At 67.4% G+C, this 20,152-nt stretch carries 12 protein-coding genes and 4 pseudogenes; 8 read left to right on the forward strand and 8 right to left on the reverse strand.

Features of this window, described 5'->3' with window-relative positions:
- Positions 1-119: 119 nt before the first annotated feature.
- From IPZ69_RS16700 to IPZ69_RS16710, 3 genes and pseudogenes are all read left to right on the forward strand, one after another.
- Positions 120-1,132 (forward strand): annotated as a pseudogene (locus IPZ69_RS16700) (IS701 family transposase); the annotation flags it as partial.
- An 854-nt stretch (positions 1,133-1,986) separates the two neighbouring features.
- A complete protein-coding gene (locus IPZ69_RS16705) occupies positions 1,987-2,250 on the forward strand; it encodes a hypothetical protein (protein ID WP_235454916.1) in 264 nt (87 codons plus the stop codon).
- A gap of 101 nt (positions 2,251-2,351) precedes the next feature.
- Positions 2,352-2,762, forward strand: a complete 411-nt coding sequence (locus tag IPZ69_RS16710; protein ID WP_235454917.1) for a hypothetical protein — start codon at positions 2,352-2,354, stop codon at positions 2,760-2,762.
- 314 nt (positions 2,763-3,076) lie between these two features.
- Here IPZ69_RS16710 and IPZ69_RS16715 read toward each other — a convergent pair whose 3' ends face one another.
- From IPZ69_RS16715 to IPZ69_RS16725, 3 genes and pseudogenes are all read right to left on the reverse strand, one after another.
- Positions 3,077-3,514, reverse strand: coding sequence for an RNA polymerase sigma factor (locus IPZ69_RS16715; RefSeq protein ID WP_235454918.1), 438 nt, complete (start codon positions 3,512-3,514; stop codon positions 3,077-3,079).
- Between the two features lie 189 nt (positions 3,515-3,703).
- Positions 3,704-4,063, reverse strand: coding sequence for a transposase (locus IPZ69_RS16720; RefSeq protein WP_235454919.1), 360 nt, complete (start codon positions 4,061-4,063; stop codon positions 3,704-3,706).
- A gap of 68 nt (positions 4,064-4,131) precedes the next feature.
- Positions 4,132-4,963, reverse strand: a pseudogene (locus tag IPZ69_RS16725) (IS481 family transposase); the annotation flags it as partial.
- Between the two features lie 304 nt (positions 4,964-5,267).
- Between IPZ69_RS16725 and IPZ69_RS16730 the strand changes: the two are divergent.
- Positions 5,268-5,804 (forward strand): hypothetical protein, encoded by a 537-nt coding sequence (locus IPZ69_RS16730; protein WP_235454920.1) that lies wholly within the window; start codon positions 5,268-5,270, stop codon positions 5,802-5,804.
- A gap of 618 nt (positions 5,805-6,422) precedes the next feature.
- Here the strand turns inward: IPZ69_RS16730 and IPZ69_RS16735 are convergent.
- Together IPZ69_RS16735 and IPZ69_RS16740 are read right to left on the reverse strand one after the other, a co-directional pair.
- Entirely contained in the window at positions 6,423-7,997 is a 1,575-nt protein-coding gene (locus tag IPZ69_RS16735) for a YibE/F family protein (RefSeq protein ID WP_374293291.1), read from the reverse strand.
- Positions 7,998-8,435: 438 nt separating this feature from the next.
- Positions 8,436-9,647: a S8 family peptidase gene (locus IPZ69_RS16740; protein ID WP_235454922.1), complete on the reverse strand. Its 1,212-nt coding sequence runs from the start codon at positions 9,645-9,647 to the stop codon at positions 8,436-8,438.
- Positions 9,648-9,905: 258 nt separating this feature from the next.
- Between IPZ69_RS16740 and IPZ69_RS16745 the strand changes: the two genes are divergently transcribed.
- The 3 genes and pseudogenes from IPZ69_RS16745 to IPZ69_RS47805 form a co-directional block, all read left to right on the forward strand.
- The gene (locus tag IPZ69_RS16745; RefSeq protein ID WP_235454923.1) at positions 9,906-13,256 is read left to right on the forward strand and encodes an RHS repeat domain-containing protein; all 3,351 of its coding nucleotides are present in this window, start codon (positions 9,906-9,908) and stop codon (positions 13,254-13,256) included.
- 23 nt (positions 13,257-13,279) lie between these two features.
- A complete protein-coding gene (locus IPZ69_RS16750) occupies positions 13,280-14,101 on the forward strand; it encodes a DUF3396 domain-containing protein (protein ID WP_235454924.1) in 822 nt (273 codons plus the stop codon).
- A 59-nt stretch (positions 14,102-14,160) separates the two neighbouring features.
- A pseudogene (locus tag IPZ69_RS47805) lies at positions 14,161-14,310 on the forward strand (transposase); the annotation flags it as partial.
- Between the two features lie 116 nt (positions 14,311-14,426).
- On the opposite strand, the gene IPZ69_RS16755 reads toward IPZ69_RS47805, so the two are convergent.
- Positions 14,427-14,714, reverse strand: coding sequence for a WhiB family transcriptional regulator (locus tag IPZ69_RS16755; RefSeq protein ID WP_235454925.1), 288 nt, complete (start codon positions 14,712-14,714; stop codon positions 14,427-14,429).
- Positions 14,715-14,969: 255 nt separating this feature from the next.
- On the opposite strand from IPZ69_RS16755, the pseudogene IPZ69_RS16760 reads away from it, so the two are divergent.
- Positions 14,970-16,248 (forward strand): annotated as a pseudogene (locus tag IPZ69_RS16760) (IS3 family transposase).
- 376 nt (positions 16,249-16,624) lie between these two features.
- Here the strand turns inward: IPZ69_RS16760 and IPZ69_RS16765 are convergent.
- On the reverse strand, positions 16,625-17,185 hold the full coding sequence (locus tag IPZ69_RS16765; RefSeq protein WP_235454926.1) for a hypothetical protein: 561 nt from the start codon (positions 17,183-17,185) through the stop codon (positions 16,625-16,627).
- A 188-nt stretch (positions 17,186-17,373) separates the two neighbouring features.
- On the reverse strand, positions 17,374-19,113 hold the full coding sequence (locus IPZ69_RS16770) for a hypothetical protein (RefSeq protein WP_374293292.1): 1,740 nt from the start codon (positions 19,111-19,113) through the stop codon (positions 17,374-17,376).
- Positions 19,114-20,152 lie beyond the last annotated feature (1,039 nt).

Here is a 20,152-nt window from a genome sequence, read left to right on the forward strand (position 1 = left end):
CGCTTTATCGAATTTCTGAAGTATCGGTAGTTCGTTAAATCCGGTGGTGGCGTGGGTTGGCGGCAGGTCGGGTTGGTCTAGGCCGGCGGTAGGAGTCACTTCCTCGCTGGAGGCTGGAGATGACCGCTCGCCGTCCGTGTCCGCCTGCGCCGGGTCCGTTGGAGGATACGCGGCCCGGTTCGACGACCTCTTCTTCAGCTTGGCCCAGCGGCGGGGGTTTCGTGAGTATCTGACCGGGCTGCTGGCGCCGCGGGAGCGGAACAAGACGATCACCTGTCTGGCAGGGGCGGAGCCGGTGGCGGGTGCGGGGATGCCGGGGGTGCAGCGGCTGCAGTTCTTCCTGTCCGAATCGCCCTGGGAGGCCGAGCCGGTCAACGACCGGCGGCTTGAGCTGCTGCGCGAGCGGTCGGCGACGGCTCCGCACGATGGCGGGGTCATCGTGATCGACGACTCCGGGGACCGCGAGGACGGCACGGCGACCGCACATGTGGGCCGGCAGTGGCTGGGCCGGTTGGGCAAGACGGACAACGGCATCGTCACGGTGACCACGGTGTGGACCGAGGGCCGTGTGTACTACCCGCTGTACGCGACTCCTTACACCCCCGCTCACCACTTCACCCGCGGCCGTTCCGATCCGGCCTTCCGCACGAAACCGCAGGTGGCCGCTGCTCTCGCGACCCGAGGCAAGGAGGCGGGCTTCGGCTGCCGGGCGGTGGTCGCCGACTGCGCCTACTCCGTCAGCGACGACTGGTACCTCGCACTGCGCGAGGCCGGCCTGAACTACGTGGTCGCACTCAAGCCGCACCGCGGCACCTGGGCCCGAGCCGACCAGCCGCACACCCCCATCGAAGCGGCCCACGCCCTGACCTGGCGCGATGCCAAGCATCCCGGCGACTGGACACCCGTGGAGCGTCACTTCCGCGACGGGCACACCGAGACCTGGTGGGCCGCCGATGCCCGCCTGGGCGGCTACAGCCCCGACTCACCCTGCCGGCTGGTCGTGGCCACCATCGACCCAGCCCGCCTCCCGGAGAAGGCCACCTGGTACCTGGCCACCAACCTGCCCCACCCCGACGCACCCCACGCCGCCACCAGCCCGCACCCGTCGGCCGACCTCGCCGAGATCGTCCGCCGCATCCGGGCGACCACCGGGGCCGGGGCCTGGAGGACGAGGTGCCGGACCGCCGCTGTGCGTCCTCGCTGGGTCGGGAAGCCCAGGTGTCGGAGCCGGAGTTCCAAAGTTTCCAAGGTCATGGGCTGCCCGGCTCGGCGGCCGGGGAAGGGCCATCGGGCGTCGGGGTTGGTCGCGGTCATGGTGTTCGGCCGCTGCCCCAGGTAGTCCAGCAGCATCTCGGCGAAGGGGGCCGGGACGGGCGACGGCGGGTCGCCGAGCTCGGGACGGCTACCTGTACCGGCTGCTCAACGCTCCGCCGGAGGAGGAACAGCCACGCAAGCGCCGCCCGGCCGGGCTGCTGGACAAGCCCGCTCTGCGGCTGCTCGTCGCCCTCGTGGCCACCGAGAACCCCCGGCGGTCCCATCACGCCCGTACCGAGGTCGAACGGTATGGGCAGGCGACCGAGGAGGAGCTGGCGACGATTCCGCGCGGCTTGATCGTCAAGCAGGTCACCCGCAGCACGAAGGCGAGCCTACAGGGGGGCGGGAGGATCCTGGGAGCGTGGCGCTAGCGGTGTCCTGGGGAAGCGCAGGTAAGCCCTGGCAGGCGAGCGTCGGGCCCGTGTGGGTGTCACTGCATCCCAGGTAGTACACAGCAAGTTCGAGGGGTCATCGGCTTCGCGGTGGCCCCTCTTTTCGTTCACTGATCAACCACATATGATCACCGGCCTACGAACCATGTGGGGGGCACATCTATATGCAATCGACACAGGGCGATCGCCCTCTTGGAAACTTGTTGACCGCTACGGCTGGCCGAAGGTACTCGCCTGCGCATGCGTCGTCGGTCTCCTAGGGGGATGGATCAGCTCGGAGATGAAGGGCAGTGACGGCCCGGACACCTCGTCCACCGGATACAAGGCTGGTTGGCGTGACGCATACCACTGGTCCTTTATCTACGAGGATGCGGACACGGCCCTGCATGACTGTGAAGCGGGCGTGACTCATGACAACGTGGTCGGCCAACTGGACAAGAAGACCGTCTACTTCAACGATCAGCAGTTGGTTGCCTGGTCACAAGGCTGTGTCGGTGCGCTCCGGAGCTTTGGCATGGTCATCCCCAAACAGTCCTGGGAGTAGTGATGACGGGAGAGTTAGGACGGGCCTGCCCCGTAAACAAAGAAAGGCCACCGGCCAGAGCCAGTCCCACGACGGGGCTGGCTCTTCCATGAGGAGAGACTGTGAACGGTAAGAAGAAGGCCCTGCTGATCGCTGGTGGCGTCCTGGTGGTGGCTGCCATCGCCAACGCGGGCAACAGTGACACCTCGGAGAAGGCGAAGCCCGCGGCGAAGATGTCCCCCTCCCCGAAGGCCAAGCCGACCCACGAGGCGCCGGCCAAGCTCGATGAGCCCAACGCGGCTGAGGAGAAGCAGCTCCTTCGCAAGCTGACCTCGATCAACCCCGGAATCACGGTGAACAGGGAGCGGGCCATACGCCGGTCCGTGAGCACCTGCCAGGAGATCCAGGACGGGCAGAAGGGGAAGCAGCTCGTGAAGGACGTCAGCTACCGCTTCACTGGTGGGAACGCCACGGTGGACGAGCGCCAGGCGGCCGAGGTCATCCAGGCCGTGAAGGACACGTTCTGCGGCTGAGGTGTGAAACAAAGTCGGGTGGGTCCGCCGGTTCGGCGGACCCACCCGAACCCGGACCCACCCGGATACCGCTATGACCGCACCACCCGCCGATTCGGCTTCGAACCCCCATCGGAAGACGCCAACCCACGGCCTTCCCGCATCTGCACGATGCCGCCGGCAGCGGCCCGGCTGTCGCTGGGGGCTGTGCGCGACACCGCTTCGGGCAGGCTTCGGCGGCGGCGATGTCGTAGCCGGTGTAGCGGTTGGGTTGCGGGTGAGGGCCTTGGCGAGCAGGTCGTCGATAGTGGGCCGGTTCTCGGGCTGCAGAGCGGTCATGAGCGGTTCTTCCCGTCGGGGTGCTCCGGGGAGGGGAGTTTGAGCAGGGTGGCGAGGCGCTGGCGGCCGGTGCGGAGCTGGGACCGGACGGTGGCTTCCTCGTTGCCCACCAGTACGGCGGCCTCGGCGGCGGTGAAGCCCATGCCGTAGTGCAGCAGGATCGCATCACGCTGCAGTTCGCTGAGCGAGGCGACGGCGGCGTACAGGGCGATGGTGTCGGCGAGGGTGTCGTAGGGGTCGTCGGTGTGGCCGGCGAGCGCGGCCTCGAACGCGGCCGTCTCCATCAGCTCGGGGCGGCGCCGACGCTTGCGGTGCATGTCGATGATGCGGCGCTTGAGGATCGTCCAGGTATAGCCCTCCAGGTTCTCTATCTGCGACATCCCCAGCCAGCGGTCCATGACCTGGTCGAACGTCAGGTCGACAGCCTCCGCCATACGTCCCGTCGGAGTCCGTGTGGATGGCCCGGATCTTATCGGCCAGGTCCTCGTCGGCCTGCTCGCGCTCGGCGCGGGCGTCACGCCCGTCTCGCCACTCGTAGTAGCTGGAGCGGGCCACCTCAAGGAGTCGGCACAACCGCTGGACCTCGTGGGCCTGCCGGTGGTCCTCAATGAACTGGCAGCGGTTCACCAGGTCATCTCGGTCGCGAAAAACTTCGTGGCCTTGCGCAGGATGTCGCGTTCCTCGGCGAGCGTCGCGTTCTGTTTGCGCACCTGCTTCAGCTCGGTGCGCAGTGCCGATATCTCGGCCTGTAGTTCTTCGCGGGTGGGCTCGCTCACCGTTGCCGGCTCCTTGGTCTTCCTCGTCGTGCTCATGGTCGTGCCCAGCTCGCCCTGGCGGGACCGCTCGGCCCGCACCCAGTCCCGCAGTGTGCCCCGGCTCACGCCCAGGTCCTCCGCGACCTCGGCCAGGGTCAGGTCCGGATCAGACAGGTACAGCGCGACGGCATCCGCCTTGAACTCCGGCGAGTAGAACTTCATCACCATAAGGGACATCTCCTCCCCGGCCCCAGGTCAGGGACCGGATCAAGGTGTCCACTCCCCGGGGGGAGGTGCCATTCGGTCTGCAGGGTGCGGTTGAACCGTTCGACCTTTCCGTTGGTCCACGGGCAGTGCGGGCGGTGAACTTCTGGCGTGCGCCGAGTGCTTGGCATGCGGTCTGGAAGTCGTGCGAGAGCCGGTAGTTCTTGGCGTTGTCGGTCATGACCCGCTCGATGCGGGTGATGCCGTGAGCGTGGAAGAACGCGGCTGCGCGGGTGAGAAAGCCCCGCGCAGGTGGTGCCTTTCTCGTCGGGGAGGATCTCGGCGTAGGCGAGGCGGGAGTGGTCGTCGACGGCAGCGTGGATGTAGTCGTAACCCAGACCCCGGAGCGATCCGGGTCGTTCACCGCGGCCGTGGGCGCGATGGCCGCCGCCAGCGGGGATCCTGCCGAGCTTCTTGACGTCGACATGGATCATGTCGCCGGGCCGGGAGTGTTCGTAGCGGCGGCTGCTGGCCCTGGTGGCGCGGATGACCTGGCCGGTCAGCGGGTCGCAGGCGGACAGCGGCGGCACCTGGTGGCGGCTGAGGATCCGGCTGATGGTGCGGGCGGGGACGCCGGTGTGCTCAGCCAGGGCGTCGGGACCGGTGCGCAGGGCGCGGCGGGCTTTGAGCACGCGCTGTTCGACGGCCGCAGGTGTGCGGGTGGGACGGCGGTGCGGACTGCTGCTGCGGTCCTGCAGCCTGCTCCAGCCCTCGGCGCGGTAGCGGTTCACCCAGCGATGAGCGCACTGGTGGGAGACGCCGAGTTCCTTTGCGACGTGGGCGACCGGACGCCGGTCCAGTACGACACGACGCACCAGCAGGCATCTGCCGTGAAAAGGTCAGCCGGGCATTAGCGTGGGCCACCAGGACCTCCGAGGTGAATGAAGACGCCTATCTCCACTACGCCCGGAGGTCCTTCGTGCACGGCCGTCTGCGTGCGCTGGCCGCTCGGCGGCGTCGCCACATCGTAGATGGCGTACGCGACAGCTGTGGCGAGCAGCAGCCTGCCGCCGATTGGCGGTCGACCTTGCCAAATCGATGGCTCCGGGCGGCGCCCACGGCCCGTCAAAGGAGCCGTTAAAGATCTCTTGACAGATGCGCGCCCCTGCATACGCCACGTTCTCGGAGGTCGGCCTAAGATGCCGAGCGGTCAGGGGAGGGCGAACGTATGGGCGAGAGCCTACGCAAGATCTTGCTGTGGGGACGGGCCCTGCAAGAGTGGTGGTCGGACCGTCTGGGTAAGGAGATCGTCTCCGCATGGGCGGCAGGTATCGTTTTGGGCGTTCCCGCCTGGATCTTCATCGAGATTTTCTGGCACCCGGACTCGATCCTCGGTGACGGCGGGCTCGCCGCCTTCGGGCTGCTTATCATCCTGGCTGTCGCAACGCTCTTCGCATGGACGGGCGTCATGATCGTCCGCGAGACGATCGCCGAGTCCCGCATGACTACAGCTCGCGCCCGGCGCAGGTTGCTCACGATTCAGGTACTTATGGCCGGGGCGGCCGGGTGGGTCGCACTGCGGGCGATCTTGGTCTTCGGTAATCACGTGTCGCCGACCGTAGCCCTGATCTCGGCGATTCCGCTGGCGGCTCCGTACTCACTCGCGTTCCTGGTACTCGTCATGCGCGAGGACGTCCGGTGGCGCGTGGTCCGTGCTGTGCTACCCGCGCCGATTGCCCTGGTGGTGCTGCTCCGGTTCATGTGACTCGCTGCGTGGTGCCTGGATTCATCTGCCACGGCGGCATCCACCCTCCTCAACCCACCACTTACCCCAGCTCCCATCCGTCTGCCGTCGACCCACATACCGTGGAGCGGGCGTGGTTCCTGGCGTCCAGGTGGAGCGCGCCACTGTACGAACGACTGTCTGGATTGATCACGGCGCCGCTCGGCAGGCCTGACCCGCCGAACGATTGACGCTTCGAGCTGTCCTCTCCAGGAACTATGAATGTGGAGATTGGGGCGGCCACGCAACCGCAAGACACCAAGGCGAGCAATACGATGCGCCCTACTCGCCCAGGGAACCTGGACACATCCGCCATGCCGTCGTCCTCCATGCCTTGCTCCTCGGGCTGCGAGCGGCAGTGTACGCGCGGTCGGCGGACGGCTTGGAGGTGCGGCCTCATCCCTATCAGGTCGATCACGGAGCCCTGGGGGGGATGGTTCCTGGCCTGTCGACGGTCTATCGACCGTGGGGGGCCGCTTTCGTACGGTTGCGTTCGCCGCTGTTGGTGTCAACCGTTGGTGTCAGGCGCTCACGACGACTTGAGCGCCCAGGCGCTTGGGTCGAGAACGGGCCGCGTGGCGGCGTGCGAAGAGGTCGCTTTCAGTGCTTCCGTCGACGCCCGCCCCGGCCCGCAGCCGCTCCAGCAGCCGCCACCGCGCCCGCTGTCGCCGTTTCCGTCTGTGGACGGCGCCGGTCCGCCGAGACCACCAGAGCCGCAAGGGCGGTGGTGACCGGCACCGAGGCGACCAAGCCGATCGATCCGACCAGCGTGCGGACGATCTCCTCGGCGACCAGCTCGCTGTTGGCAACCGTGCCCACACCGCTCTGTGCGATGGAGAAGAGCAGTAGCAGCGGCAGCGCGGCACCGGCGTACGCGAGGACGAGGGTGTTGACCACGGAGGCGATGTGGTCGCGGCCGATGCGGATAGCTGCCCCGTACAGCCCGCGCCAGCCCATCGACGGATTGGCCTCGTGCAGCTCCCAGACCGCCGACGTCTGCGTCACCGTTACGTCGTCGAGTACGCCGAGGGAACCGATGATGACGCCGGCGAGCAGCAATCCGCTCATGTCGATCGACGGATACAGGCCATGTATCAGGCCAGTGTTGTCGTCCGTGTTGCCGGTGAGTGCGGCCCAGCCGATGAACTGCGAACCGAGGATGCCGATCAACAGCAGCGAGACGAGCGTGCCGAGCACCGCCACCGACGTACGGGCCGACAGGCCGTGACACATGTACAGAGCGATCAGCATGATGGCGCTCGATCCGACCACCGCCACGAGCAGTGGATTCGCACCCTGCAGGATCGCCGGCAGGATGAAGAAGTTCAGCACCATGAAACTGATGGCCAGCGCGACCAGCGCCATCACCCCGCGCAGCCGACCCACGACCACGACGGCGAGCGCGAAGATGCCGGCCAGCAGACCCATCGGGAATCGACGGTTCACGTCGGCGACCGAGTACTGCAGATCCTTCGGCGCGGAGGGCTCGTAGGCGACCACCACCTTCTCGCCCTCGTCCAACTGCCGTGACTGGTCCGGCTGCACGATCTCGGTGAACGTACGACCCTCGTCCTTGCCGGTGTCGACCCGGATCGTGGCCTTCTTGCAGGTGCCGTTCGCCTCCTGCGCCGCCGAGTTTCCCTCGGCTGTCGAGGCGTCGCCGGTGGGGGCCTCGCCGGAGGCGTTCACCGACCTGCAGCTCACCTCGACGACGTTGGTGACCGTGGCCTGCTGCCTCTGCTGGTCGAGGCCGACACCGGTGCGCTTGTGCGGCGGCGCCCCACCCGGCCACAGCACCACGAGCCCTACTACTACCGCGACGGTGAAGGGGATCAAGATCGCCGCAATGACCTTGCGCAGGTGCCGGGAGACCGGCGTGGCAGGCCCATGGCTGTGGCCGTGGGTGTGCGTGTGTCCGTGACCGCCGGCGCCCGCTCCGGGGCCGTGGTCGGGGCCATCTCCGGTGCCCGTCACGGGGGCATGCCCGTGGCCTATGGCCGGAGAGGGAGTATGGCCGGTGCCGGTATCGGGTCCGAAACCAGGGTGGGGTGCTGACTCGGGAGGATCCCCGTACTGATAGTTGTGGCCGTACTCGTTCGTGCGACCACCCCTGGCTCGGGGCGGGTTGCCGACCCCGTTCCAGTCTCCGCTGCTCTGCCGGTCAGCGGCTCCCATGCCGTCTCCCTCGCGGTTGTCCGTGTCCCCCTCCCGAGCCGGGCATGCGCGGCGGCTCTGAGGAAGGGTACGGGAACGGCTGGGTCGAGTCTCAGTCGATCATCGCGAGAACATCGGGAACCCTCTGTTCATCGTGCCATGGATCATGGGACCTCTTTCACCGGCAGCGACATTTTGCGGGCTTCGCAGCGGCTGACCGCCCACTACCTCCGTCACGGCGCCGACCGGCCGAGCGACGATCAGAGCAGGCCGCGCTGGGAGGAGTGACCCGACCGGGACGCGGGCGCCGCCGTCCCCCGGCCGGCCGTGGAGGAGTGACGACGCGCGCGCCCGGGGTGCCGCCGGGCAGACGGCCGGCCCCCTCGGGTTTCCGAGGGGGCCGTGACCCGGAAGGCGCCGTGGTCGAGAGGGCGCCTGGCGGGTCGTGCCGCGGTGGCGTCAGGGGACGAGCTTCAGCAGCTTGTTCGGGGAGCCCGAGCCGATGCCGGTGAGGACGCCGCTGGTGGCCCCGTTGACCAGGGCGGAGGCGACGGTCGCCGGGGAGGAGCCGGGGTGGGCCGTCAGGTAGAGCGCCGCCGCGCCGGAGACGTGCGGGGCGGCGAAGGACGTCCCGTTGCCGGTGTACGTGGCAGTGTCGGACGAGTTCCAGGCCGCCGTGATGCCGGAGCCGGGGGCGAAGAGGTCCACCCTCGAGCCGTAGTTGGAGTAGCTGGCCCGCGCGTCCGAGCTGGTGGTCGCGCCGACGGTGATCGCGGTGGCGACCCGGGCCGGGGAGTAGGCCGACGCCAGGGCGCCGGAGTTGCCGGCGGCGATGGAGTAGGTGACCCCAGAGGCGATGGAGTTCTTCACCGCGGTGTCGAGCGTGGTGCTGGCGCTGCCGCCGAGGGAGACGTTGGCGACGGAGTCGGCGACGTGGTTGGCGGTGATCCAGTCGACCCCGGCGATGACCCCCGAGGTCGTGCCCGAGCCGTCGTTGCCGAGTACCCGCACCGCGACGACCTTCGCCTTCTTGGCCACGCCGTAGGTGGTGCCGGCCGCGACGGTGGCGACGAACGTGCCGTGCCCGTAGCCGTCCTGGGCGGTGGCGTCGTTGTCGACGAAGTCCCAGCCGTAGGAGGCGCGGCCGGCGATGTCCTGGTGGGTGATGCGCACGCCGGTGTCCAGGACGTAGATGGTCGCCCCGCCGCCAGCGGTGTCCGGGTAGGTGTAGGTGCCGCTCAGCGGGAGGCTGGTCTGGTCGATGCGGTCCAGGCCCCACGGCGCGGAGCTCTGGGTGCCGAGCGTGTGGACCACCTGGTCCTGCTCGACGGAGGCGACGTCGGGGTCGGCGGCCAGCCGACGGGCCTCCTCGGCGCTGAGGCTCGCGGTGTAGCCGTTGAGCGCGGAGCCGAAGGTCCGCTTCACTTTGCCGCCGTACTCGGAGATCAGATTCTTCCCCTTGGCGGCGCTCGCCTTGAAGCCGGCGTCCTTCTTGAGGGTGACGATGTAGCTTCCGGGTACGGCGGCGGCGGAGTTCGCCTCCAGCACGACGCCCTCGGCCGGCGCCGCCTGCGCGGGTATCGCGGCGAGGGTGCCGACGACGGTCGCCGCGGCGGCCGTCGCCGCGAGTAACGCGGCGATCCGCCCCTTCAGTCTGTGGATTGCTGCCATCAGGAATGGTCCTCCTCGATCAGGCACACGCCGCGGGTACGGCGTGCGCTGAACCGGTGGCGACACACGGGTCGGTGCCGTGGAGTGACCATCCGTCAACGGCGTGCGACGGAGCAAGGGATCCCACGGGATGTCATGCACAAGCCATGCGGGGCCATTCGGCCGTTGCCCCGCGGCAACACAACGCGCCCCGCGTTGCGGGTTCGTGAAGTCCGCCGGGGCGAGGCGGCCGGTCTGTCCGGGGGAGGGACAGCACCTGTGAGCCAGCGTGGGAGCCAGACCCCGAACGTTCAGATCAGTTACCAGTTGGCCGTCGGAGAACAGCCGACGGCGGTGACCGTTCAGTCCCTGCGGGACGACGGCCGCTACGACAGCCAGGTCACGCTCTACGACGGGCTGCTGCGGACCATCCAGACCCAGAGCCCCGCTATAGGCGCGGGCCGGATCATCACCGGCACCAAGTACAACGACCACGGCCTGGCCGCCGAGGAACAGGGCTCGTACCTGGCCGCAGGCACCCCGCAGCCCAGCCAGTTCAAGCCCAAGAGCGAACTGATCATCCCCAGTTCGAGCACCACCGCCTACGACGGCCTGGAACGCCCCGTCAAGGTCACCACCGTCCACAGCGGCACCCCGGTCTACTCCAGCACCACCCAGTACGGCGACGACTACACCCTCAGCAAGCCCGCCGGCGGCGCCGCGCCGCCCACCAAGACCTCAACGGACGCCCTCGGCCGCGTCGTCCGCATCCAGCACTACACGAAGTTGGACCTGTCCCAGTGGCGGGACACCGCCTACCACTACGACCCCCGGGGCCACCTCCTCGACGTCACCGACGAGGCCGGCAACCAGTGGACCTACCACTACGACGCCCGCGGCCGCCTGCTGGACCAGACGGACCCCGACACCGGGACCTCCGCTTTCGACTACGACGACCTCGACCGCCGCACCATGGCCAAGGACGCTAACCAGAAGGCTGTCTACACCCAGTACGACGCTCTCGGCCGGATCAAGGCCACCCGCGAGGGCAGCGCCGACGCCGCCCCCACGCGTGAGTGGACCTACGACACGGTGCCCGGCGCGCTCGGACACCTTGCCTCCACCATCCGGCACGACGCCAGCGGCGACTACACCACCCAGATTACCGGCTACACCACCGACTACCAACCCACCGGCCGTGAGGTGACGATCCCCGACAACAACCTCACCAAGGGTCTGGCCAAGACGTACACGTACGCCTACACCTACACCCCGACCGGCAAGCCCCTCACGGCCACGCTTCCCGACACCGCCGGCGGCCTCGCGAAGGAGACCGTCTACACCCGCTACAACCAATACGGCCTTCCCGTCTCGCTCTCCGGGCTGTCCTGGTACACCGCGGACATCAGCTACTCGCCCTATGGCGAGGCCCTGCAGACGGTGAGCGGACCGCAGTCATACCGGGTGTGGACGACGAACTTCGTCGACGAACACACCGGCCGGCTGCAGCGCACCGTCTGGGACCGGGAGACCGCTGGTCCCAGCCGCGTCGCCGACACCCACTACTCGTACGACACCGTCGGCAATGTCTCCTCCGTCGCCACCCAGACCGAAACGGCCACCGCCAAGGCCTGGGACACCCAGTGCTTCACCTACGACCAGCTGGGTGAGATGGTGCACGCCTGGACCTCGAACCTGACGCCCAACGGCGGCTACACCGGCTGCAAGGCCGCCAACGGCAGCACCTGGGGCTACACCACCACGGGACAGCGCTCCTCCGGACCCATCGCCAACGCCCCCGACGCCCAGTCCGACGCCACCGCACCCGACGACGCGCTCAAGACGTCATTGGGGAACGCAGCCCCCGATACCACCACGGTCGCCACCGGTAGCGCCACGACCTACTGGGACTCCTACACCTTCGACGCGATCGGCAACCGCGCGACCCAGGTACAGCACGCCACCGGCAGCGGGCTGAACACCGCCCAGGACATCACCCGCACTTATGGCTACGGCAAGAACAACACCGCCGGCAGCACACCCGCCCTCCTCCAGCCGCACACCCTGACCCAGACCACGGCCGTCCAGGGCAGCGGTGATCCCACCAGCAAGAGCTACGTCTACGACGCCGCTGGCAACACCACCGACCGGCCTGACCGGGACCTGCACTGGACCGCGGAGGAGAAGCTCGACACCGCCACCGCGAACGGGTCCACCACCCGGTACGTCTATGACGCCGACGGCAACCGCCTGCTCCAGCACTCGGACTCCGGCACCACGCTCTACCTGGGCGAGACCGAGATCACGACCGACGCGGCAGGCACAGCCGTCAATGCCACCCGTTCCTACGGCCTCGCCGGTGCGCCCTCGGCCGTCCGCACCACCAACGGCACCAGCACCGCCCACAAGCTCAGCGTGCTGCTCACCGATCGTCTCGGCAGCGCGACCACCGCTGTCGAACTGGGCAAGGGCCAGACGGTCACCCGCCGTGCCTTCAAGCCCTACGGCGAGACCCGCGGCGCCAAGCCGTCCACTTGGCCGAACCAGCACTCCTACCTCGGTGTCGGCATCGACGACACCAACACCGGGCTGACCCATCTGGGCGCCCGCGAGTACGACCAGTCCACCGGCCGCTTCATCTCCGCCGACCCGGTGATCGACATCACCGACCCGCTCCAGATGAACGGCTACGCCTACAGCAACAACAGTCCGGTCACCAAGAGCGACCCGACCGGCCTGTGCCCGAAGGACATCTGCGACGGCTACGGCCAGTTCAACGGCGGAGGCGGGGGCGGGGGCGGAAGCGAGGACGCCACCGAGCAGGGCAGCAAGACCGTTGTGCGCAACGAGGGCAAATCCAACGTGGAAACCAATTGCGCCGTCGCGAAGTCCAACGCTCATGACGCTGCCGTATGCGCCAGCGGGTTCTCGGCCCAGCAATGGGCCCTGAAACACAAGATCGACGGGTACGTCACGGTCGATATCGGCGACGGAGGAAGTCTCGCCAACCTGATTCCGGGCGCCAAGGCGGATGGATCCGGCAACGTCGGATATGCCGACGTCGTTCTCTGGACGAAGGACCGGGTCTACATCTGGGAGGTCAAACCGAACGCCAGCGTGAAACCGGACCCGGCGAACAAGAAGGCGGTGGACGCGAGCAACTACGCCTTCAAGAAGGGGGTGGAGCAGCTCGACCGCTATGTCGAGAAGCTCCAGGACGTCCTTGACGACGCCGGCGACGAAAGGGAAGTGCGGAAGGGCCCGAAGATCGGGGACGCGGCATTCGTCTACGGCACCAAGGGCAGAGGCCGGGTCTGGTCCCGCGACGACTACCCGGGCATGCGCTACTACGGTACCGACCGGGACGACGACAAGAAGAAGGCGACCCCCAGCCCTAGTCCCGGACCGGGCACGAGCGCGGCACCCAGGTCCACGGCGGAGCCGACTGCCACGCCCACTCCTTCCGCCACCGGCTTCTACAGCACGGCCCCGCCAGGGGAGCGCTCCTGGCTGGGAAGCGAGGTCGGCCTGGTGACCAGCGCGTTCACCGGAACCGCCTTCGTCCTGGGGACGCCATACGAAGCCACTGTGGGCGCAGCATCCGTCGTACTCTACGAACTGACCGCCTGAGCGTCGTCGGAGTAAGGATCGGCATGGACCTGCACATCTGCGCGTCACTCGACGCGTCAACTGCCGGCGGCACCGGGAACGCCGTCGCTGGCTGGTTCGGAGAAGCGCTCTCCGGGCTCGTGCCGGAGCTGTGGCAACGTGAAGAGCAGGGCGATCAGGTGTCGTCCCTGGCGACCACGCAGAAGGACGAACAGAGCCGGGACGAAAGGTTTGAGCCGGTCTCGCAGAACTGGCCGAGCATGAAGCTCTCGCTGCACGACGGTCCGGAAACCGCTGACGTGCTGTTTTTCGTCACCGGCGGGGACGGGCCGGTCTGCCACATCAACGGCAGCAGCATCTCTGTGCGTCGACCCAATATGGAGCTGTCGATCAAGCTCGACTCCGCTGTGTGCGGCACGGACGCCGACCGTGGCTCACGGATCGTGGATTTCCTGGCGGCTAGCCTGAACGACGTCAACCCGGCGTTCGGCCGCGTCGACTCCACGGGGCCATGGGACGCCCACACGAACCTCGACGCAGTGCTGCGCCGACGCGTCCGCCGTTCCGTCAACGAGGCGCGCACCTTCCTGCGCGGCTACTCCTGGATCACCGTCTGCCCCGAAGAGCTGAGTCGGCGCCTGGGCGGCCCCTCCGCGCTCGCCGCGAGCGGGGCCTTCTCGCGCGTTGTTCCACTGGCGGCGGGTGGTGTGGTACTTCAGGCGACCGAGACGCTCACCGGCTTCACCGACGACGCCCTGCGCAGGGTCTTCCGAGCCCTGGCCCCGGTTCTGCCCCCGGGGATGCCCCAGTATGACCCCGCCGACCCGAACGTCCGCTACATCCCGGAGGACGCCAGCACCGTGTGAGCCGCGGGCTCAGTCCCACCAGAACTGCCACTCCCGGCGGGTCATGAGCTGCTCTGAAGCTGTACACGAAGCGGTACACCGCGGAGTTCAAGCGGGACGCGATCGCACTCGTCGACTCCATGGGCCGGGCGGTTACTGAGGTCACCCGGGAGCTCGGGTCGAGTCCAGAGTCGCTGCGCAACTGGTACCGCCAGGCGAAGGTCGACCGAGGCGAAGGTCGACCCGGCGGGCGTGGGAGCAGGCGCCCGTCGCGGATGTCGGCGTGGGTTCCAACCAATACACCCTCGACCGTGCTTGGCATTTGCGCCGTGTCTCTGCGCTGCGGTCAGCTGGCCTTGGGGTGTTCGTACGCCTGGCGCGCTTCCTCCAGTACGGCTCGCCAGGATGTGATGTCGGGTCTGCGGCGCAGCAGGGTCCGTCGTTCGCGTTCGGTCATGCCGCCCCACACGCCGAACTCGATGCGGTTGTCGAGGGCTTCGGCGAGGCACTCGGTGCGTACCAGGCACCCATGGCACAGCGTCTTGGCCCGGTTCTGCTGGGCTCCCTGGACGAACAGCTCGTCCGGTTCGGCACTGCGGCAGGCCGCGCTCTCCATCCATTCGCCGCTGGTCATGGCTTTCTCCTCAGCATCCGTAACGACCCTACGCTGTCCTACGTATGGAACGATCGCCAGGCCTCAAGGCAGTCACGGTCTTGTGCGAAGACCCGGGGTGCCGCGGCGTGGGCCGTCGTCCGCCCATGCGCCAGGCCAACGCGTCGGGTTCTCGAACAGGTGTGATCTGCTGGGAGGTCAGCTGGAGCCTCCCTCTGAGTGGTGGACACGCTGATACTGGATCTGCTTGATCCGGAGGAAGCGAGAAGACCGCCGATGGCGATGAAGGACTACTCGGACGAGTTCAAGGCCGATGCCGTGGCCTTGTACGAGTCCACGCCCGGGGCGACGTACAAGAGCATCGCCGCTGACCTGGGCATCAACCGGGCCACTCTGCGGGAGTGGGTTCTGCGGGACCGTGAACGCCGTGGTGCTGGCCCTGTGGGCCGGGCTGGGGCCAGGAAGACTCCGGCTGGTTCCGGGCAGGCGGCGTCGGCCGCCGATCCCGACGAGCGGATCCGGCAGCTGGAGGCCCGGGTCGCCGAGCTGGAAGCGAGTGAGCGGAAGCTTGCGACCGAGCGGGACATACTCCGCAAGGCGGCCAAATATTTCGCGGGAGAGACCAACTGGTGAGGAGCCGCTTCCAGTTCGTCGAAGACCACCGGGACGCCTTCGACGTGAAGCGGCTCTGCCAGGTCCTGGGCGTGAACCGTTCCGGCTACTACAAGTGGCTGGCCGGCAGGCAGGCAAGGGCGGCGAGGCAGCGGGACGACCAGCTCCTGGCCGAGCGGATCCGCCAGGTCCACGCGGACTCCGGTGGTGCCTACGGATCCCCGCGGGTGACCGCCGAACTCCGCGACGCCGGGGTGCTGGTCAACGAGAAGAGGGTCGCCCGCGTGCTGCGCGAGTACGCGATCACCGGGATCCGCCTGCGCAGACGGGTCCGCACTACCGTCGTGGACCCGGCATCACCGTTGGTGCCGGACCTGTTCCAGCGGGACTTCACCGCCCCTGAGCCCAATCTGAAATACATGGGCGACATCACGTATCTTCCGCTTGCCGGAGGGGAGTTCCTCTATCTGGCGACCGTGCTGGACTGCTTCAGCCGCAAGGTCGTCGGCTGGTCCATCGCCGACCACATGCGCACCAGCCTGGTGCAGGACGCCCTGCGGATGGCGGCCGCGACCCGCGGTGGCCTGGACGGGGCGCTGTTCCACTCCGACCACGGGGCGCAATACGGCTCCAGGGCCTTCGCCGACCTCTGCGACCAGCTCAAAGTGACCAGGTCGATGGGCGGGGTCGGCACGATTGCGGACAACGCGGCCTGCGAGAGCTTCCACGCCTCCCTGAAACGCGAGACCCTTCAGAGCGCCCACGACTATGGCGACGCCGCCACCTGCAGAAGAACGGTCTTCGCCTGGCTGACCGCTACAACACCCGCCGTCGGCACTCCGCCAATAGCCACCTCAGCCCCAACGAATACGAACGCCGACACCACACCGCTAAGCTCACGTTCGCCGCGTGGTCAAAGACGCGTGTCCACCATCACGGGTGAAGGCCCGTCGCAGGTGCAGGCGCCGCCTCGTACACCGTCTTGTCGCACTCGTCATGGTGGTGCCGTACCAGCGGCCGCTTTGACGGGGCGACCGATGTGGGCGGGGCGGGAGGCTGGTCGGCTCCGGACCGGGCGGTGGCCCGGAGCTACTTGTCCACGACGGCGGAGGCGATCTCGTCATCGGCCTCACCGATCACTCGGACAGCGATGCCCCGACGGTGTCACGCGCCCGAACTACCCGCCGCCGATGGCTCATCGCGTGTCATCCGGCGCGACCGCCTTGGCGGCCTCATCTACGAGTACGCACAGGTCGCATAGGGTGACGGGATTGTCGGCACGCACAGGCTCGGGACTACCAACAAGAGGTGAGCCGACGTCAACTCGAGCGCTCCCGCCATTTTATCCGGCTGAGACCGAAATTCTCCTCGCCAACTTTTCGAACCTTATCCAATACCTGAATCCACGCCCCGCCGAGCGTTCTGTACTGCTCCTCGGAATCGGCCTGGACCAACTGCAGGACAACCCTCGCCGCATTGATCAATACGGCGTAGAGCTCCTCTCCGAGAACCAGTCGGTGCAGCTCACAGTCCTCGAATACCTGCGTAAGGGGAAACAGTTCTCCATCCTGAAGAAAAGGCTCTTGCGTTGCGTCCCTCCCTCTTCTGACGCGATTCAGGTCGGTTGTGATTCTCACGAGCCGGGTGACGATGTCATTGAAGAGCCGGAACCGGTCCTCCAGTACCCGGTCTTCAAACGCCGAACGACTTTCCAGGTGGAGCTCTCGCTCCCGGAATGCAAGGGAGATCCCTTTCTCTACAAACCGGTCAATGATCAAGCGGATGATGTAGAGCAGCCCCGCGCCTGCGGCCAGTCCGGCGACGACCGGAAGGCTGTGGTCTGCGAGCCATCTGAGCAGTGTGTCGATGTCCGCCTCCATCAGAGTCAGGTCATGAGTACCGGCGTGAACCGGATGTCGGGGCGGCCGAGCAGAGTGAAGTTGCCAAGTCCCGCGGCCGCCTCGGCTGGTCCCACTGGCGACGCACCCACCGAGCCCGCGTCCAAGCCAGCCATTACCGCAGGCAAGCAGCGAATCGGGCATGGAGATCACTATCTACAGCTGGAGTATTAGCCAGATGCTCCATCACCTCCTGTCCCGATCGTCGGTGCCATAGTTGGCGTCAAGGTGCCGGTGTCCTGCCTCTCTCTTGCCCCGTCGCCAATGTCGTCGGCGGTGGACGTGCTGGCCACTTCGCGGCTGACATTCACGGCTTTGTTGCTGATGTGCGTGATCTGTTGGGCGAACTCGTCTGTGCGATACCCGGATTCGGCCAGCGCGCACTGCACTGCGTTGACGATCCGGTGCTGGATGGCCTGGAGGTAGCGTGAGACATCCATCTGCTGGAACAGCGACCCGGCAGGCTCAGAGCCCAACTCCCGGACCGACAGCGCCGGCCCGTCGGGCAGCGCGTGCTCGTACCCCCCTATATTGCGCCGCCATCCGTGCACCACGGCTGTGCCGAGGACAGCCAGCGAGCCAGCAGCCGAACCGGGCACACGGGCGACTGCCCAGGCTCCCTTGCCGAGCGAGTTGTTGGTCCGGAATCCGTGGGCTGTGCGGTCGGCGTTCTTGAAAGCCTTCCGGATCGGCGTCAGAGTGTGCGGTGCGACTTCCAGCATCAGCATGTGGCCCTGGGTGTGGATGCGTACGAACACCGTGACGACAAGCTCCTCCTCCCAGCCGGCGACGCGAACGCGCAGGAAATGTCGGCGCTGTTCGCCGCCCTCCTCTACCGCGCAGGCCCGGTGCTCCTCAAAGGCGTGCACGTTGTACGACGCATCCACGCGCCTCCTGAGCCCCTCAGCGGGCAGGAACACGCACTCGTCGATCTCCAGCCTCCGCAGCCGGTCCCTCGTGCCGTACCTGCTGGACTCCGGCGACTGCCGCAGCCCTTCCACGAACGGCCGGATCTTGTCCAAGATGGCGCGATTGCTGATCGGCCGCTGTTGCATGCCCTTGATGGGACTCAGTTCAACCGCAAGCGCCCAAGGGCCATGGGCCGCGCCTGCCCCGCAGAACGGACGCGCTGGGTGGTACATGACGAGTGGCGAGTGCTGCTCAAGCCGAATGCGCTGTTTTAACCGCTGAAACCGAAAGTTCTCGTTCTGCTCGGCAGGGTCGCCGTGTGCGTCCGGGAAGCGCAGCGGCGACAGCTCAGCCGCCAGCACTCGCGAAAACTGCCCCCGTTGGAAGCCTGCGCAAAGGGCGAGCAGCGCAAAGGTACAGAGCGTGCCCCATGCCTGCCCGAGTGTGCGACCCGTACTCAAGAGCGCGGCGGCCAACGTCAGGACCAGGAAACCCGCGAAGAGAAGGCGACCGCACCAACGCAGGAGAAAAGCAGACACCCGCTGTGAGGGTGGCGAGGCACCCGTGTCCCGGTCCGAGAGGCGAGATGCGAGCGCGAGCATCAGGCTCGGCACCAGGGAGAGGGTCAGCCATCCACCGCTCAGTGCCGCTCCCACAGCCCACAGGCCGACGGTCACGCTGGCCCAGATCTGTTCCAGGCGCCGGGCTCGTAGCGCGTGTGCCAGGATCCGAGCGGCGTCAATGCCAAGCGAAGGGGCCACGATCCGCTGCTCGTTGACGTACAGCTCCTCGATGACCCGGTCCCGGTATCCGGTGTCCAGATACGTACCCAAGCACAGCAGTCGTGTGGCCTCACTGGCATGGGGTGGCGACGGGGACGGCGTCCACTGTGTCGGCGTCGCGGCGGGCTGTGGAACGGTTATGGATTCAGGCTGCTCTCGGGCGTGGTCGATAAAGGGCCCACTGACGTCCTGCGCATGTCTCCGGCCACCGGTTCCCATCTCAGCGGTCGGAAGTGTGGGGCTCTCCGGACGTGCAGGGCGCATGGATGGCTCGGCCTCCCCGCGGGCAGCGGGGTGGGGAGGATTTGTCGGAGCCGACAGGGTCTGCGGTTCGGTCTGCTGCGGGGCTAGCTGCGACGTTTCAGGACTGTCTGAGGCTGTTGACTCGCCGTCCGGTACGGTCACGGTCGCCGTGGGCGTCTTTGAGCTGTCAGCCGGTTCCGGGACGGGAAGGATGCGTTCGGGCAGGCGTACCCCCAGGAGCGATGCGAGTACCAGCCGCGGCCACGAGTATCCCTCCCGCCCCCTCGGCGGCAGTGCCGCCTGATTGCGTCGCGGGGCCAACGCCCTTCTGGTTCGTACACGGGCAGTCATGGACTGTCCTCCGCGCTGCTCTCCTGAGAAGCAACTGCCTGAGATGGGTTCGCTGTCTGGACCGGGCGTGGGGGCTGCAGTGGCAAGACCGTTTGGCTGGGGACACTTGTCATTATTGCGCCATTGGTGATGGGCCCAGAGACTTGAGGTACCAAGGTTGCGGCGGTCGTCGCGCTTGCTGCCGTTGTTGCCCCCAGGCCAGCCCCTTGGATAGCCTCTTGGACACCTCGAACCGCGCCCAGCTGCCGGAAGAGTCCAGGCGCTGCCGCGCCAACGGCGATCGCTGCTGCAACACCCGTCACTTGGGAGTGGAAGGCCCATCCCGCGAAGGCTCCAAGCAGGGCGCGAAGAACAAGGACAATGCCATCAGGGCCAGGCAGTACGTAGTCCTGCAGCTGAGGTTGGCCTTCTCTCTTTGATCGGCTCTCGCGGCAGGCCGCTTGCCAGTCCGTGACGTCGGCGAACAGGGCGACGAAGCCGATCACACAGCCGCCCGTGGCCCCATATCCCATGGCCGCAAGCACGTTCACATTGTCTCCCACCCGCTTTCCGTGGCCATGATCTGACAGCCTGACAGATCGGCGTGGTCGAGCTGACCAGCTTTCCGGAAGTTCCTTCGCCAGCTCTCGAACCCGCGAGCGTTCGCCCGCCTGGACCTGGTCCT

The sequence above is a fragment of the Streptomyces olivochromogenes genome (assembly GCF_021538895.1).
In the GTDB taxonomy this organism is placed as follows: domain Bacteria; phylum Actinomycetota; class Actinomycetes; order Streptomycetales; family Streptomycetaceae; genus Streptomyces; species Streptomyces olivochromogenes_A.

Coding starts and splice junctions, on each gene's coding strand:
- IPZ69_RS16750 (WP_235454924.1), top strand. CDS start 13,280: ATGGACCTGCACATCTGCGCGTCACTCGACGCGTCAACTGCCGGCGGC.
- IPZ69_RS16705 (WP_235454916.1), top strand. CDS start 1,987: ATGAAGGGCAGTGACGGCCCGGACACCTCGTCCACCGGATACAAGGCT.
- IPZ69_RS16765 (WP_235454926.1), bottom strand. CDS start 17,185: ATGGAGGCGGACATCGACACACTGCTCAGATGGCTCGCAGACCACAGC.
- IPZ69_RS16770 (WP_374293292.1), bottom strand. CDS start 19,113: ATGGGAACCGGTGGCCGGAGACATGCGCAGGACGTCAGTGGGCCCTTT.
- IPZ69_RS16740 (WP_235454922.1), bottom strand. CDS start 9,647: ATGGCAGCAATCCACAGACTGAAGGGGCGGATCGCCGCGTTACTCGCG.
- IPZ69_RS16720 (WP_235454919.1), bottom strand. CDS start 4,063: ATGGTGATGAAGTTCTACTCGCCGGAGTTCAAGGCGGATGCCGTCGCG.
- IPZ69_RS16755 (WP_235454925.1), bottom strand. CDS start 14,714: ATGACCAGCGGCGAATGGATGGAGAGCGCGGCCTGCCGCAGTGCCGAA.
- IPZ69_RS16730 (WP_235454920.1), top strand. CDS start 5,268: ATGGGCGAGAGCCTACGCAAGATCTTGCTGTGGGGACGGGCCCTGCAA.
- IPZ69_RS16735 (WP_374293291.1), bottom strand. CDS start 7,997: ATGGGAGCCGCTGACCGGCAGAGCAGCGGAGACTGGAACGGGGTCGGC.
- IPZ69_RS16715 (WP_235454918.1), bottom strand. CDS start 3,514: ATGGCGGAGGCTGTCGACCTGACGTTCGACCAGGTCATGGACCGCTGG.